Origin of the sequence: Leucobacter sp. NPDC077196 (assembly GCF_040687075.1) — a bacterium.
In the GTDB taxonomy this organism is placed as follows: domain Bacteria; phylum Actinomycetota; class Actinomycetes; order Actinomycetales; family Microbacteriaceae; genus Leucobacter.
In genome coordinates, this window is sequence record NZ_JBFBML010000002.1 from 24,552 (window position 1) to 40,068 (window position 15,517).

At 64.4% G+C, this 15,517-nt stretch carries 12 protein-coding genes; 9 read left to right on the top strand and 3 right to left on the bottom strand.

The genetic code is table 11. The annotated features are described in order from the left end of the window. Window positions 1-272: 272 nt before the first annotated feature. The 6 genes from AB0O71_RS03850 to AB0O71_RS03875 all read left to right on the top strand — a co-directional run bounded on the left by AB0O71_RS03850 (window position 273) and on the right by AB0O71_RS03875 (window position 9,148). Entirely contained in the window at window positions 273-1,862 is a 1,590-nt protein-coding gene (locus AB0O71_RS03850; protein WP_363742230.1) for a hypothetical protein, read from the top strand. Continuing rightward, window positions 1,859-5,593, top strand: coding sequence for an SdrD B-like domain-containing protein (locus AB0O71_RS03855; RefSeq protein ID WP_363742232.1), 3,735 nt, complete (start codon window positions 1,859-1,861; stop codon window positions 5,591-5,593). The genes AB0O71_RS03850 and AB0O71_RS03855 overlap by 4 nt, the downstream gene beginning before the upstream one ends. A gap of 248 nt (window positions 5,594-5,841) precedes the next feature. Continuing rightward, window positions 5,842-6,768, top strand: coding sequence for a hypothetical protein (locus tag AB0O71_RS03860; RefSeq protein WP_363742235.1), 927 nt, complete (start codon window positions 5,842-5,844; stop codon window positions 6,766-6,768). Beyond that, a complete protein-coding gene (locus AB0O71_RS03865; RefSeq protein WP_363742237.1) occupies window positions 6,765-7,478 on the top strand; it encodes a DUF4190 domain-containing protein in 714 nt (237 codons plus the stop codon). The genes AB0O71_RS03860 and AB0O71_RS03865 overlap by 4 nt, the downstream gene beginning before the upstream one ends. 45 nt (window positions 7,479-7,523) lie before the next feature. Next, window positions 7,524-8,249, top strand: coding sequence for a hypothetical protein (locus AB0O71_RS03870; protein ID WP_363742239.1), 726 nt, complete (start codon window positions 7,524-7,526; stop codon window positions 8,247-8,249). Window positions 8,250-8,632: 383 nt separating this feature from the next. Continuing rightward, entirely contained in the window at window positions 8,633-9,148 is a 516-nt protein-coding gene (locus AB0O71_RS03875) for a DUF4190 domain-containing protein (protein WP_363742241.1), read from the top strand. Between the two features lie 15 nt (window positions 9,149-9,163). On the opposite strand, the gene AB0O71_RS03880 is transcribed toward AB0O71_RS03875, so the two are convergent. Together AB0O71_RS03880 and AB0O71_RS03885 are read right to left on the bottom strand one after the other, a co-directional pair. After that, window positions 9,164-9,628 carry an SRPBCC family protein gene (locus tag AB0O71_RS03880; RefSeq protein ID WP_363742243.1) on the bottom strand — a complete coding sequence of 155 codons (465 nt, stop codon included), beginning with the start codon at window positions 9,626-9,628 and terminating at the stop codon, window positions 9,164-9,166. Window positions 9,629-9,684: 56 nt separating this feature from the next. Further along, a complete protein-coding gene (locus AB0O71_RS03885) occupies window positions 9,685-10,362 on the bottom strand; it encodes a DUF6766 family protein (RefSeq protein ID WP_363742246.1) in 678 nt (225 codons plus the stop codon). 325 nt (window positions 10,363-10,687) lie between these two features. Here AB0O71_RS03885 and AB0O71_RS03890 point away from each other — a divergent pair, with 325 nt between their 5' ends. After that, the gene (locus AB0O71_RS03890; protein WP_363742248.1) at window positions 10,688-11,650 is read left to right on the top strand and encodes a TIGR03885 family FMN-dependent LLM class oxidoreductase; all 963 of its coding nucleotides are present in this window, start codon (window positions 10,688-10,690) and stop codon (window positions 11,648-11,650) included. Next, a complete protein-coding gene (locus AB0O71_RS03895) occupies window positions 11,647-14,025 on the top strand; it encodes a glycosyl hydrolase family 65 protein (protein WP_363742251.1) in 2,379 nt (792 codons plus the stop codon). Before AB0O71_RS03890 ends, AB0O71_RS03895 begins: the two co-directional genes overlap by 4 nt. 5 nt (window positions 14,026-14,030) lie before the next feature. Here the strand turns inward: AB0O71_RS03895 and AB0O71_RS03900 are convergent, their stop codons facing one another. Further along, a complete protein-coding gene (locus tag AB0O71_RS03900) occupies window positions 14,031-14,195 on the bottom strand; it encodes a hypothetical protein (protein ID WP_363742254.1) in 165 nt (54 codons plus the stop codon). Window positions 14,196-14,372: 177 nt separating this feature from the next. Here AB0O71_RS03900 and AB0O71_RS03905 point away from each other — a divergent pair, with 177 nt between their 5' ends. Beyond that, window positions 14,373-15,506: a Vms1/Ankzf1 family peptidyl-tRNA hydrolase gene (locus AB0O71_RS03905; RefSeq protein ID WP_363742257.1), complete on the top strand. Its 1,134-nt coding sequence runs from the start codon at window positions 14,373-14,375 to the stop codon at window positions 15,504-15,506. The last annotated feature ends 11 nt before the right edge of the window (window positions 15,507-15,517 follow it).

Sequence of the window (15,517 nt, forward strand, 5' to 3'; positions counted from 1 at the left end):
CTCACCAGCGTCCGCGTCAGTTCGGCTCGACACCCCCAGTTGAGATTGGGCGGTACTCCATGGTCGGACGCTTTGACGTCAGGGTTTTCGGTGCGCCCACACCGCAAACAGGCCAGATCTCACCCGTCTCACCGGCGATCGCCTCACGAGCGCGCATCAACGGTGACCCGACCTTCTCCCACGCAGGCCAGCGACCGAGAAGCGACACAGTAATCGCAGGATTGTCGCGCGTTTCTCATTGACGAACACCCATGGAAACGGAGCATCGAGACATGTCACAGCGGCCCACCCCTCAGAAGTTCTCACGCATCACCGCGTTGACTGCCGCGATAGCAACGGTAATGCTCGGACTCATCGGAATCGGCACCGCCCCGGCCGCCGCGCTCAACGTGCCCGAAGATCGGCCACGCGTCACCGAGACACCTCAACAGGCAGAACCCGACACGAGCGCACCTCAAGCTGAGCCCGAATCAATCGAACCGCAAGAGATGGCTCCGCTCGACGAGGTCGTGCCGTTCGCCAACGAGACCCTCGAGATCGCTCTGCAGAGCAAGACGGGCGTCGACGATGCCGTGAATGATCCCCTCGACGGGAGTACCACGAATGACCTCATTCGCACCAATGACATCTGGACGGTCACCGCAAAAGCCACGCAGCGCGGTACCGATGCGCAAACAAATGTGGTCGTCCGGATCGACGCACCGCAGGGTGCGGAGTTCGTCTCCCTGCCGCAGTACTGCGACGCGTCGGGCAGCTCGCTCGATCCTCAGACGCTCCCAGAGCCCGCGGCACCGATCACCTCGTCGTCATGGACATCGCTGCCGGCCCAGACCCTCACCTGCAAGCTCACTCCCGAGTTCGTCGGCCCCGAAACCACGTTCGACTTCCCCTTCGAAATCCGCGTGCGCCCCGAAGTGCCCGCCGGTACATCTCTCACGACCGTCGCCGCAATCCGTTCCGACCAGGTCGCCGAGGTCACGGCTGAGGCGACCGCGAGCGTCGTCACCGCACCTCGATACGACATTTCTAAGAACGCGTACCGTACGACTCCCAACACGAGCACCGTTTCCGCAGGGCGATATCCCTGCACCTGGGACCAGACCATCGGGTGCCGCCTGTTCGCCTTCCCCATCAACGTCTCCCTGCCCTTCGCGGGCGCGGGTGTCAGCCCTGCCACGCAGATCACGCTCGTCGACGACGTCTCCCCGGAGTCGCTCTACGGCGTCTCCGTCGACGACCTCGAGAAATACGGCGCGCGGCTGCGCGACTGCTATGCCCCCACCGTCGCGTACGACGACACTCCCTGGGCCAGAATCGGTACGGGCGACCGTGAAGGAGAACCCCACAACTCCGTGCGCAACAGCGGCACGATGAGCTGCACGCAGGCAGCCGGCCCGGGCACCGACATCGCCGTCACCTTCGACAACCCCGACACGACCGCTTGGACGTATCCGTCAGAAGGCATCCGAGGGATCGCCATCCCGGCAGACCGCGCCGCCGTGGCGTCTGGCATTCTGCGCTTCGAGGTGCCGAACTCCGTGATTCGGGACTACGGTACGCAGACCGGCGCCAGTGCTTGGAGGTTGAACGTCACCAACACGTTCACCGACTTCGACATCCGCGACATTGTCGGGAACCAAAACGATGCAGCGTGGGACGACCAGGCGAACAACACGCGCACGGTCGAGCTCAGCATTACGGCAGGGGTTGGGCAGGAGAAGTACTTCGCAGGAGTGCCGGGTGCCGCAGGCAACATGCCGGCTGCCGACTATCGACCCTATTTCTTCCAGGGCCCTCCGGGGACCACGGGTCGAGACAACGGTGACGGGCAGCTCTTCCCGGGGGCGACACCATCAGCATGAATTTCTACTCCCCGGCACCGATCGTTGACCAGGAGTCGGAGCGGCTCATGGCCGGCTGTGATTACTGGGACGGAACGAAGCTGCACCTCAAAGCGCGGAACTGGCCGGGGAGTCAGGCAACGCCCGAGGGCGGATACGCTCAGACCATTCCGTCGAACGGTGCAGCCGTATGGGTGAGCGGCGCCGATGCCGGCGATGGTTGGTTGCCCCCGGGCGCCAGCGCGATACCCGAGCTCACGGCGCAGTACTCAAACGGCTCCACGGGCACCGCCGGCGGCAACTGCGGTCAGGGCGAGTGGTTCGCCGATCCTGCGGATGTGCCTCGCAATGACCCCGAGAAGGCCGCCGAGGGCGTCTACACCGCCGTGAATCAGGTGCGGTGGATGGCGGTGATGCCGCTCGATCACGCCGTCACCACTCGGTATGGCGTATCCATCGGGCTGACCGCCGCTGACGATCTCGAACCCGGCGATATCGTTCCGAACTTCGTCGACTGGTACTCCACGACAAACGTCACCGGCAACGAAACGCTCGAGCAGATCTCTCAGCGCTCGTGGGCGACGAGCACCTACGATCCGGTGACGAACAGCGGGGATCGAGGCGACCGGCTCATCGTGTCGAGCCTGAATTCCTCGATCAACAAAGAGATTCTGGGCAACGACGGCAACTGGACCTCGGGCAACACCGAGACCACGGCGGGACAAGAACGACGGTTCCGGATCCAGCCCTACATTCTCGCGGGTGAAACCATCGGCAGCACCAGCAACCTCTGGGTGGAAGACTGCATGCCGGAATCGCAGATTCTGCTCGACTCGAATTACTCCTACACGACCACGCCCGTCGACGGGGCCCTGGAGTGCGCGCCCGAAGAGAACTACGTGCGCTGGGATCTCGGCCCCCGCAGCACCGACGAAACGATCGAGCCCGTCGAGTACACGGTTCGCATCAGCAGTCTCTCCGCATCCGGAGAGTACGTGAATCGGGCGCGAATCTCCGCCGTCGGCGACAATTCCGATGAGAGTCTGCGCACGGACAGCCAGACGATTCGCATCATCAACCCGGCCGGGGTGAAGATCGAGAAGACTCCCGCGACTCCCCAGGTGCAGGTCAACAACACCGGCGCCACGAATACGGAGGACATCTCGTGGACGATCGGCGGAGCCAACATCGGGCCCGAGGCGAACGTCTTCAACCTCGACCTCGTCGACATCCTTCCCGCCAGTGGCGTCGACACCGAGCCCGAAGACGGGCAGTCCGCATCTGACTTCTCCGGCACGCTCGACCTGCGATCCGTCGAGATCCCTGCCGGCGTGACGGTCTACTACTCGACCACCCCGGCGAATGAACTCTCCATTCACCCCGACCACGCGAGCAACACCGTCGGCGGCACGAACCCCGACGGCACACCGCACGTGGTGAACACCGACAACTGGACGGAGTGGGGCGACAGCGGACCCGCCGATCTGAGCGCCGTGACCGCACTCAGATGGAAGGTCGACGGCGAATTCACCGGCGCATCGAACTTCTCCTCGACCGTTGTCATGACCCCGATCGGCAACGCGCCTGGTGACCGTTACGTCAATGTGCTTCGCGGCGAAGCCGTGCTCAAGACCGATGCCGGGGCGGTGGGGTCGATTCGCGAGCTCGGCCCGATCTTCGCGACGACCAACGTCATCGGATCCACCATCGGAGATTACTTCTGGTTCGACGCCAACGGCAACGGTATCCAGGACGAGGATGAAACCGGTGTCCCGGACGCAGAGGTCTCGCTGACCGGTACCGATGACCTCGGAAATCCCGTCAGCGCGACGACATCGACCGACGCCGACGGGTGGTACGAGTTCGCGAGTCTCCGCTCGTCTGACGCCGAGGGGTACGCGGTCACCTTCGATATTCCCGACGCCCTCGAAGAGAACGGATATGAATTCACGGTCACCGAAGCCGGTGACGACCCCGCGCTCGATTCGAACGCCGACGGTGATGGCGTGACGGCGCCGGTGATCATCACTCCGGGGATGCCCGACGCGACGATCGACGCGGGCGTCTCCCGCTCGGACATCGAACTCGTCAAGACGGCGGACCCGCAGAACGATGTGGACGCTGACGAGATCGTCACGTACACCTTCACTGCAACGAACACGGGTGAGACCATGCTCGACGGAATCGCGCTGCAGGAGGATTCCTTCACGAACCCGCAGGGCGACGACATTACCCTCAACGGTCCTCCGGTGATCGATGAGGATCAGTCCACCGGCACCCCCGAGGCGCTCGAGCCCGGCCAGCGCGTGGTCTGGACCGCGCCATACACCGTCACTGCTGCAGACCTCAGCGATGACGGCGGCCTCCTCGCGAACACGGCGAGCGTCAGCGGTGAAAGCCCGCGGGGCAATACCGTCACCGATGAAGACTCGGAGAATGTGGCACCGGTCGGCGTCGGCGCCTTCACCTACGCGAAGACCTCCGACCCCGAGTCGGGTTCGAGTGTTCTGGTCGGAGACACCGTCACGTACACCCTCACGGTGCGGCACAACGGAGCCGGTGACGTGCGCAATGCCACGATCACCGACGATCTCTCCGACGTGCTCGACGACGCCGAGTACAACGACGACGTCGAACCCTCGGCAGGGAGCATCACGTACGTCGATGGGGTGCTGACGTGGGCTGGCAACCTCAGTGATGGGGCGGAAGTCACAATTACCTATTCTGTGACGGTCAAAGATGGTGGCGACGGCATCGTGCGCAATGCGGCGACTCCGGATAGTCGCGGGCAGTGCGACGACAGTGTCGGGTGCGAGTCCACGCTCGACATCCTCCCCGGCGCCTACACGTTCTCGAAGACCAGCGATCCCGAATCGGGGGTCGAGGTCGCGGTGGATGATCGCATCGCCTACACGCTGACGGTGCAGCACAACGGCGGCGCAGCGGTCGCGGGTGCCGGTATCGTCGACGACCTGGCTGCCGTGCTCGACGACGCCGAATACAACGAGGACGCAGTCGCAACCGCTGGTGACGTGAGCGTCGAAGACGGCGTGCTGAGATGGAACGGCGATCTCGCAAGCGGTGAACAGGTGGACATCACGTACTCCGTCACCGTCACGGGCGGGGGCGATGACGTCATACGGAACACCGTCGCCGCGACCGACGGCCGCGGCGCATGCGCAACGGACACCGGCTGCCAAACCGTACTCACGCTCGGGGCTGGAATGTTCGTCTACTCCAAGTCGTCGGACCCGGCCTCTGGTACGGAGGTTCGGCCGGGCTCGCCCGTCACCTATACCCTCGCCATCGAACATCGGGGAGAGGGGACGGTGCGCGACGCGACCGTGAGCGACGATCTGGCCGACGTGCTCGACGACGCGAGCTACAACGATGACGCGACCGCCAGCAGCGGAACGGTCGATGTTGCGGACGGCGTGCTGCACTGGACCGGAGATCTCGCACCCGAGGATCGCGTCACCGTGTCGTACAGCGTCACCCCTCACGAGCGAGGCAACGGCACACTTGCCAACTCGGTGACCAGTGTCGACGTGCGCGCAGCCTGCGATCCTGAGCAGGAGTGCGCGACCGAACACCCTGTCGCAGCGGAGGGTGCCGAAGATCCGGGCGATGGATCGTGGCTGTCCGCCACCGGCGGGCCCCTGCCCTGGGTCGGCGTCGCTCTTGCGGCGGTGCTCGTGATCGGAGGCGGCGTACTCCTCGCCGTTCGTCGAAGGCAGCAGCGCGTGGAATGAGCGGCAATTCGAGGCACGGTGCGATTACCCAACGCGCCGGGCCTCGACTGCTGTATCTCCGATGAGCCTGTGCGCGGAATCGCCTTCCACCTACCGCAATTCGTGTCGTGACCTGCGGGTTTGGCCTCGGATCACCCGGGTCGTCGTTCCTGACGAATTAGCGTGATTCCAGCGCGTGCGGGTTACTGTGCCCGTTTCTGATCGCGCAGAAGACTCTTTCGGAACTACGACAGGCCGTGACGATACTCGTGAACCCACCCCTCAACTCTGCGCCCGAGAACGACACCGCGCCCGAGCGCGCATCCGCGTGTGAAAACGCCTCTGCTCCTGAGAAAGCGAGCCGAACCCCGGGGCGGGTCACCCGGTTCGCGCCGTATCTGCTGCTTCTCGCGGTCTTCCTCTGCGCGCTCTACTCCGTGGTCGCGATGGTCATCGATGAGGAATCGGGATTCGAGCGAGCGTTCGATTCCGTGCTCGCGGTGGCGGTGTTCACCGGATTGGTCTGGATCGACACGCTGATCGGCAAGCGGCGCCCGCTGTGGTTCAGAACCATCTCCTACGGCAGCAGTGTCTTTCTGCTCGCGTTCTGGGTAACGGATATCTGGGCCGAAGACATCGGCGGCCCCCTCATTGTCTGGTTCGCCCACCCCGCAATCCTCATCTTCATCCGACTGGCGCTTCTGTATGTCGACCTCATTCGAGTGATGCTCCGCACATGGAACGTCCCGCTGACGGTCTTCACCGGAGCCCTCACCGGTGTCACAGGAGTCGCTGCCGCAGTGCTTCTGACGATTTCGCTGCACACGTGGGGGAAGCACTTGCTTGAGATTGAGATCTACGGGCGGATCTGGGCGGCAACCGCGCTGCTCTCAGCGTTCGGTATGGTCGCGCTGCTCCTCGCCGGAGTCATGATGAGGTCGCGCGCGCCCCGGATCGCGGTCCCGGAGACCCAACCAGTTTCGCCATACAGACCGCCACTCATGTGGCCCACGCTGCACGATGGGACGCCGTTGCGCGCGACGCCGAGCGGCGCCCCCGACTTCGCCTCACTCCCCGTAAACGCTGTGCTCGCCTGGCCGAGATATATCGACGGCACGCCCGTTCCTCCACGGCCAACTGGCGCCCGAGACCTGCAGCACACCGAAATCTCAGAACATCAGAAAGCATCGATATGACTTCCCCAGCCCCCAGTGACCCCGTCAATTCCCAGCCGCTGGGTGACGTCGCCGCATCAACTGATCAGCCGGGTTTCGCCCCGCAAGATCACAACACCCCCTTCAACACGCTAGCAATCGTCGCATTTGTCTCGTCGTTCTTCGTGTCGGTGGCCGGCATCGTATGCGGGCACATCGCCCTGGCGCAGCTGAAGCGACAGCCGGCACGCGGGCGTGGATTCGCCATCGCTGGCACGATCATCGGCTACGTCGGCTTCGTCTGCACCGTCGCTTGGCTCGTACTGGTGCTCGTCGTCGTCAACAACTCAGTACTTGGCAACGTCAATTCGAGCGAGCGGGATAACACTCCCTCGGTCGGCGAGTACTCAGAACAAGACGCGGTCGACACTCCCGATCCTGACGACCTCGACGACTTTGCCAGTGACGGCACCGGTGCCGGTGCGTCGAGTGGCGAAGCAGTGTGCGACGCCATCGACGAGCTTCTCGAAACCAGCTTCGAGGCGGAACATCTCGAACCAGAGGCGCTCGGGGCTTTACGGGTGCTCAGTCGATCCGAGAGCGCCAATGCCGCCACGTACGCAGCAGTCTTGGAGCTTCTCGATTCCGGGGACTCAGCTCAGAGCGATCGGCCAGAGCTCGCGGATGAATTCACGCTCGCACTGACGGACGACTACGTCATGTGTACCGCCTATGGCGATGACGTTCTCTGACCCAGCGGCATCTCCCCTGAAATTTCACCGAACTAAGGAACACGCATGAAGAAGCACACTCTCCGTCCCATCGCGCTCGCTGCGGCAAGCGTTGGACTCGCCCTCACGCTCGCCGCCTGCGCGCCTGCGCAGAACGCCGCGCCCGAGAAGAACGAAACGACGAAGTCAGAAGATACGAAGCAGAACAAGGTCGAGGCCGAACCGCCCGCACCCAGTGAAGCGGAGAACCCGGACTCTGCTGTGACGCCGGCGGGCTGGTCAAAGCCCATCAACACCGACGGTGAACTGATCACGACTTACGAGAACGAAAGTGTGCGAGTGGATCTCTACGCCACCGCATTTGGTGAGGCCCCGGAAGATGAGGGCGTCGAGGACCCCGACACCGGAGAATCGCTGGTGCCGGCAGGCTCCCCGGTCGTGGTGCTCAATGCAGTGATTACGAACATCACTGATGAAACCCTGCCGATCGGCGAATCATCGCACCGTTTCTCCATCGACAATGAGGGCTGGCCATTCATGGGTCTGCACGAGGTTGAAAGCGCAGTGGACTGGCGTGACAGCCTGGGGGCCTTCTACAGCTCCATCGATTGGAACTCCGGCTCCGATATCAGTGAGCTGGAGGCGGGTCATTCCTTCTCCAACGCACGCGTGGTGCCCTACCTGGAAACACCCTACGAGGTGGAAATCACTCTGACCCCGGAGACCGATGACGGCCTCGACCACGACAACCCGGTGCTCGAAGAAAGCCAGACGTTCACCATCAGCCGCTAATTCCGTCTGCGGAGGGGCGGAGGGGCGGAGGGCCGGGGCCGAATCGATTCCGGATCGGCTTCACTCCTCTGCGGCTCAGCTCAGCCCCATCTGCATCCGCCCAGGCGCCCACATGACGTACCCGGCCATCCCGCCGTATCCGCACGACCACGAGCAGCGCATCTACGCCCCGCCGCTCGATGCGACACACACTGATCCATCGCCGGGCACCCACAGTTTTATAGACACCTACGGAGATGATCCCGCGATCGACCGCCTATGGAACCAGTGCGACAGAGGCGACGAAGATCGAGCTGCGACACCGTGCCCTGCTGATCGATAGCGAGTGCAAGCGCAATGAGCATCGTTGGAAGCACCGAGACAGCTGTACAACAGGAGTTCACATGACATATCCCGCCCCGCCGCCGAACCAGTACGAGAATAACGAGCCGCACACGTATGCACCGCCACCGTCGCCCGGCTGCACCGCGCCACGCACGAATACGATGTCGATCATCGCGTTCGTCGGTTCCTTCCTGCTGTCCTTCAGCGGAATCATCCTCGGGGCAATCGCCCTGCATCAGATCAAGCGGACGCGAGAGCAGGGACGCGGTCTCGCCATTGCGGCCATCATCATCGGGTCCGTAGGCGCTGCGATCGCGGTCATCTGGAGCGCGTTCATGATGGTGCTGATGTTCTCAGATGTCCTGGCTCCCTCAAACGACCCGACATGGGATTCCCCGCCCAGCATCAGCAGCGATCCCTACAGCTACGGAGACGATGTACACCTCGACCGCTTATGGGACGAATGCGAAGCAGGCGATGACGACGCGTGCTGGGACCTGTTCATCGAGTCCCCGTGGGGGTCTGAATACGAGCAATTCGGTCGCAACGACGGGCGCCTCGACAGCACCGATTGAGCGAGCGTTCAGCCACTACTGCTCGATGATGCGCTTGAGCGCAGCGAGCGTCACCGGAATGTCTTCCCGCGCCGCCGCTGTTCGGGCTGCGATCTGCGCGGCAGCGTGCTCGCCGAAACGCTCGGCGAAGTACGCCTGCCCCTCCGGCGTGAACTCCCATGATTCGCTGAGCAGGGTCCCGTCCCCTGAGGGCTCCATGCGATACGTCCAGACGACGCGGCCGGGCCCCACGCTCCACCCGAAAGCCGCACCGGGATCGGCGACGACCACCTGACTGCGGGTTTTCCACTCGCGTTCAGCCGTCACGTTGCGCCCGGTGAACCAAGCACCGGCACGCGGGCCCTGGCCCTCGTCCCACCAGCACTCCTGGCACGTCGGCGACCACTCACCGGTGCGGGTCACGTCTGACACGACGGCGTAGACACTGGCGGGGTCAGCGTCGACGTGAATGGAATCGGCGAACGTCAGCGGTGCAGACATGCTGGCAAGTATAGAACTCACGGCATGCCCGGAGAGGGGTGCGGAAGCACGCTCGGCTACTGCGACTCCTCGCTGCTGGAGTGATGCGGCATGCCCACCGGCTTCGATTCGCTCGAACCCCGCTGACGCAAGTAGATAGAGAAGGCCACCATCGCGCCCACGGCCAAGAACTCCGACTGCCAGTTCTGCAGCGTTCGGTTCCAGAACTCGGCAGAGACCACGTAAGCGCCCCATGTCTCAGGAGGCATGCCGTGCTGCGCATTCTCCTCGTTGCTCACGATGTGACCGGCGAGTGACTGGGCGAACCAGGAGAGCAGGAATATGCCGCCCATGACGAGGAGCAGCGAGTTCGAGTAGATCCACAGCCGCATCCCTCGTACTCTCGCCCAGCGCGGGGAATCGGGCCGCGAGTGGGGCCCCACGAGCTGATCCTCGTCAGATCCCACTCCTTCGTCGCCGGGCTTCTTGGATTCGGGCGAACCTTTCTGAATGAACCAGATCGTGGCCAGGATGAAGAGGAAGAACTGCAGAAACTCCGACTGCCAGTTCTCGGCCACGTCGACGATGAAGGCCGAGGTCGTCACGAACTCGACGTAATCGATGCTGGGCTGCCCATGCTGCACCAGCTCTTCGTTGTTGTAGATGAAGCCCACGAACGACTGCCCGAGGAGCGTACCGACGAAGATGATGATGAAGACGAGGCTGAGCCTGGTGTTCCGCAAGAACTCGCGCACCGGTCATCACCGGCCCGTCAGCGGGAGGGCGATCATCACGCCGAGCCCCACGACGACGATGGTCATCCAGGCCCAGAACGGCAATGCCTGAGAGATCCTTCTGCTTCGATGCTGCTGCACGGGGCCTCCTCGCTCTTTCATCACAGCTTGGCGCAGTGATCCTCGGTTCGCAGGGGGATTGACGCGGTCGTTGCTTCAGTGGGAACGGAGACTCACGAGGCCTACGCAATCAAGGCGGCTGAGCACAAGCCGGTGGCTCAGGGGATGCGCGTTTCAGTACCCTCGTGGGATAGGCGGTGCAGTCTGAAGAGGGGAAGTCTGAACGATGGTGGTGATCGGGTACCACGCGTCCCACGAACAGCACGCTCCTCGTGAGCTTCTCACGGCAGTCAGACTCGCCGAGCAAGCGGGATTCAATGCCGCGATGTGCTCAGACCACCTCGCTCCCTGGACTCGGCAGCAGGGCGAATCGGGATTCGCATGGGCTTGGCTCGGCGCTGCGATGGCCACGACGAACATGAGCTTCGGTGTGGTGACTGCGCCCGGGCAGCGGTATCACCCGGTCATCGTCGCTCAAGCGATCGCAACGCTCGCTGAGATGTTCCCGAATCGTTTCTGGGCGGCGCTCGGCAGCGGGGAGGCGCTGAACGAACACGTCACGGGCGACGCGTGGCTCGAGAAGCCAGCGCGCCAGCAGCGGCTGGTCGAGTGCTACGACGTGATGCGCCGCCTGCTCGACGGCGAGCAGGTGAGCGCGCGAGGCACCCACACGCTCGTGCACAACGCGCGGCTCTGGAGTCGGCCAGCCGAGAGCGTGCCGTTGCTCGGTGCGGCCGCGAGCGCTGAGACCGCCGAGTGGATCGGCGATTGGGCCGAGGGGCTGATCACGGTCGCATCGACCGTGGCCGAGACCCAGGGCATCCTCGAGCGCTACCGTGCGGGAGCCGGCAGAGGAAGCGCGCGACTCCAGGTGCATGTCAGCCTCGGCGCGTCGGCTGAGCAGGCGCGTCGCGACGCCGAGGATCAGTGGGCGCACAGCACCGTTCCGAAGGATCTTATGTGGGAGCTCGAAGATCCAGAGGACTACGAAGCGGTCGCGCGCCTGTCGGAGGGGTCGCTCGAAGCAGCGGTCGTGATCTCGGACTCGGCGGGAGACATGGCCGATCGCATCGCGCAGCTCGCTGAGGGCTTCGATCATGTCTACCTGCATCACGTTGGACCCGACCAGGGAACGTTCTTGCGGCGGTGCGAAACCGAACTGCTGCCCGAGCTGCGGAGGATTCTATGACAGCACCCCGGTTCGAGGTGGACCCGTGGAGCCTGAGTACTGGTGCCTTCGATGCGCAGAGTCTCGCCCACGAAGAGTCGGTGTTCGGCCTGTCGAACGGTCACATCGGGTGGCGCGGCAATCTCGATGAGGGCGATCCGCGCGGCGTGGCGGGCAGCTATCTCAATGGCGTGTTCGAGGAGCACCCGATGCCGTACGCGGAAGACGGCTACGGGTACCCGGACTCGGGTCAGAGCGTCATCAACGTGCCGAACGGTCAAATCATTCGGCTTCTGGTGAACGATGAAGCGTTCGACGTGCGGCATGGGACGGTCGACGACCACGTGCGCCGCCTCGACTTCCGCCATGGCACCCTGAACCGCAGTCTCACGTGGACGACACCGACCGGAAGCGCCGTGGAGATACGATCCACCCGGCTCGTGTCGTTCGCGCATCGGTCCATCGCTGCCGTGCGCTACTCCGTTCGTGCGCTCGACGAGCCCGCCGAAATTACCGTGCTGTCTGAAGTGCTCGCGAACGAGCCGCTTCCGACTGAGCACGCCGATCCACGCGTGCGCGAAACCCTGGCCCAGCCGCTGGTCGGCTTAGCCAGCGAGGTCTCGGGCACAGCGGCGACGATGGTGCACCGCACCCGGGAGAGCGGACTGACCGTCGCGACCGGCATGGACCACGTGATCTGCGACGATGGATCGCCCGACGGCCCGTCCGCGAGCATTCAGACGCATGCCGAGGGCGATGTCGCCCGCTCGACGATTCGAGCGTCGCTGCGGGCAGGCGAAACGCTCGAGTTCGTGAAATTCGTGGGCCATGAGTGGTCCGCTCGTGCGTCGGACACCACGCTGCAGGAACAGGTGGCGCACGCCGTCGCCGATGCCGTGCAGGAGGGCTGGGAGGCGATCCTCGACAGTCAGCGACGTCGCCTCTCCGACTTCTGGAGCAGCGCAGACGTGCTGATCGACGGGGAGCCCCGGTTGCAGCAAGCGGTGCGCTTCGCACTGTTTCAGGTATTCCAGGCATCGGTGCGTCTCGAGATGCGCTCGGTACCGGGCAAAGCTCTCACCGGCTCGGGGTACGAAGGGCACACGTTCTGGGACTTCGAAGCATTCGTGCTGCCGGTGCTCAATTCAGCAATGCCCCACGCCGCAGAGCAGGCCCTGCGCTGGCGGCACTCGACGCTGGCTCACGCCCGAGACCGCGCGAAGCTGCTGCGGCTCGACGGTGCTTCATTTGCGTGGCGCACGATCGACGGGCGCGAGAGCTCGGGCTACTGGCCGGCGAGCACGGCGGCATTCCACATCAACGCCGATATTGCGGCAGCGATCGTGCAGTACGTTCGCACCACGGGTGACACCGCGTTCGAACGGGAATGCGGTGTCGAGATGCTCATGGAGACCGCGCGCTTCTGGCTGTCTCTCGGGCGCCGGGATGCGCAGGGCGTCTTTCACATCGATGGAGTGACCGGGCCAGACGAGTACTCCGCGATCATGAACGACAACGTCTACACGAACCTGATGGCGCAAATGAATCTGCGCGCCGCCGTGGCGGCCGCTCGCACACACCCAGACGTGGCGCGCACGCTCGGCATCGCCTCCGAAGAACTCGCCGACTGGGAGGCCGCGGCGGCGGCCGTGCACGTTCCGTACGATGCGGAACGCGAGGTGCACCCTCAAGCAGCGGGCTACACCGACCTCGAACGGTGGGATTTCGCGGCGACGCACCCCGAGCAGTATTCGCTGCACAGCCACTTCCCCTATTTCGATCTGTACCGGAAGCAAGTGGTGAAGCAGGCGGACCTCGTACTCGCGCTCTTCTTCGCGCATGAGGCGTTCACACCTGAGGCGAAGGATCGCGCCTTCGCGTATTACGAGGCTCTTACCGTGCGCGACTCCTCGCTTTCAGCCGCAGCGCAAGCAGTCATCGCCGCCGAAGTCGGCCATCTCGAGCTCGCCTACGACTATCTCGCGGAGGTCGCGACGCTCGACCTCGACGATCTGCACGGCAACACGCACGAGGGTGTGCACCTCGCCGCGCTCGCGGGAGTGTGGACGGCGCTCGTCTGCGGATTCGGGGGCTTGCGAGATTCAGCCTCCGGCCCGATCCTCCGGCCCCGCCTGCCCGCCCGCTTGAGTCGCGTGCGATTCGGAGTCCGCTTGCACGGTTCGGTGATCGACCTCGATATCGCGCCGACAGAGGCAACCTATCGTGTTCGTTCGGGCCCGCCACTGCGCATTCGACATTTCGATGAATCGGTGCTTCTCGAATCAGGCCGCGAGATCCGCCTGGCGATCCCCGCTGCGCCGGAGCCGGCAGCGCCCCCCGAGCAACCCCGCGGCCGAGCGCCGATTCCCGCGAGCCGTGCCTTTGGCGAGCACTGACGAGGCTACGCGAGGTCGGTTTCGGGGAGCACCTCCTGCCCGCCGGCCTCTTCGTCGTCATCCGAGCGATCGGAGTCCTGCTGGGCGGAGGTGTGCTCTTCGGCGTTCTCCAGATCGTCTTCGGCCTGATTCGCGCTCTCGCGGATCACTTCTGGGTTCTGATCTTCCATCGGTTTCCCTTTCTCTCGTTCAGGTGATCGAGTGTTCGGGTGATCGAGCACCGTATTCGCGAGTGTAGGTGGCTCACCGCGATGCTTCAAGGCCATCGCGAAGTCGCCACTCAGACCCCAGGTTAGAGGTGCAGCTCCGAAGCCGGAGCGCCCGAACGACTGAGGGGAGCGCACGCAATGACCGTAGGAAAAGATCTTCGCGAAGCAGTACAGACTCCGGGACCGTGGACCACGTTGTACACCGATGGCACGAGCGACGAGCCGCAAGCGGTAGAGGAGGCGCGAGAAGAGCGCACGCTCCGGCAGTTGGCTGATGCGGGTGCCCCAGCGGCCGACCTCGACGCCATCCGTGAGATCGTGCGGGATCGCACAGGCGCCGCAGATCCGTCCACCCTGTTCGTGCTGGTGCGCGACGGCGAGGTCGCCGTGCGAGAGCAGCTCGCCGGTCGGCGTCATGGGCCGGAAGTGTTCGCGCATGATCCGCTGCCCGTCGTCGTGCCGCTTCTGCGGCATCGAGGAACGATGCTGCGGTATCTCGTGGTTGAAACTGCGCGCGACGGCGCCGATGTGCGGCTCGAGACTGCCGGTCACGGCGGGGTGGAGACGGCGGAAAGCGTGGAAGGCCGTACCGATTCGCTTCCGAAGGTGCAGGCGGGCGGTTGGTCGCAGCCGCGCTGGCAGCGTCACTCGGAGGAGATCTGGAAGCAGACGCAATCGGAAGTGGCAGAGGTGGTCGAGCGGTTGACGCGACAGGCGTCTCCGGCCTTCATCGCGCTCGCCGGTGACGTTCGCGCGCGCCAGTTGCTGCGCGACCAGCTGTCTCCCGACAGCTCAGCGCTCGTGGTCGAAGTCGACGCGAACACCCGGGCCGACGGTGCCGACGACGGCGCACTCGTGCACGCCATCGAGTCGGCGCTCGACAGCACCATCCAACGGGAAATGGCGACGGCGATCGACGCTTCGCACGCGGAAGACGGCCGTCTCAGGGCGGACGGTGTCGAAGCGGTGGTTGCATCACTGCAGCAGGCGCAGGTCGCTCAGCTGTTCATCGATGCGCGCTTGCTCGAAGCACCGACGGGCGACGCGACCGATACCCTCAGCGCCCTGGACGCCGAGCCCTGGGTAGCGCACTCGACTGACGCCATCGAAGGGGCGAGCGAAATCGCGCGGCTCCCGCTCGCCGAGGCGCTCGCACGGGCGGCGCTGCTCACCGATGCGCAGGTTCGCATCATCGAAGAGGATTACGAGGCCGACGAATCAGTGCGGGAGGAGCGGGATCCTCGCCCGCCGTTCGCCCTCCTGCGCTGGTAGCAGCGCGAACT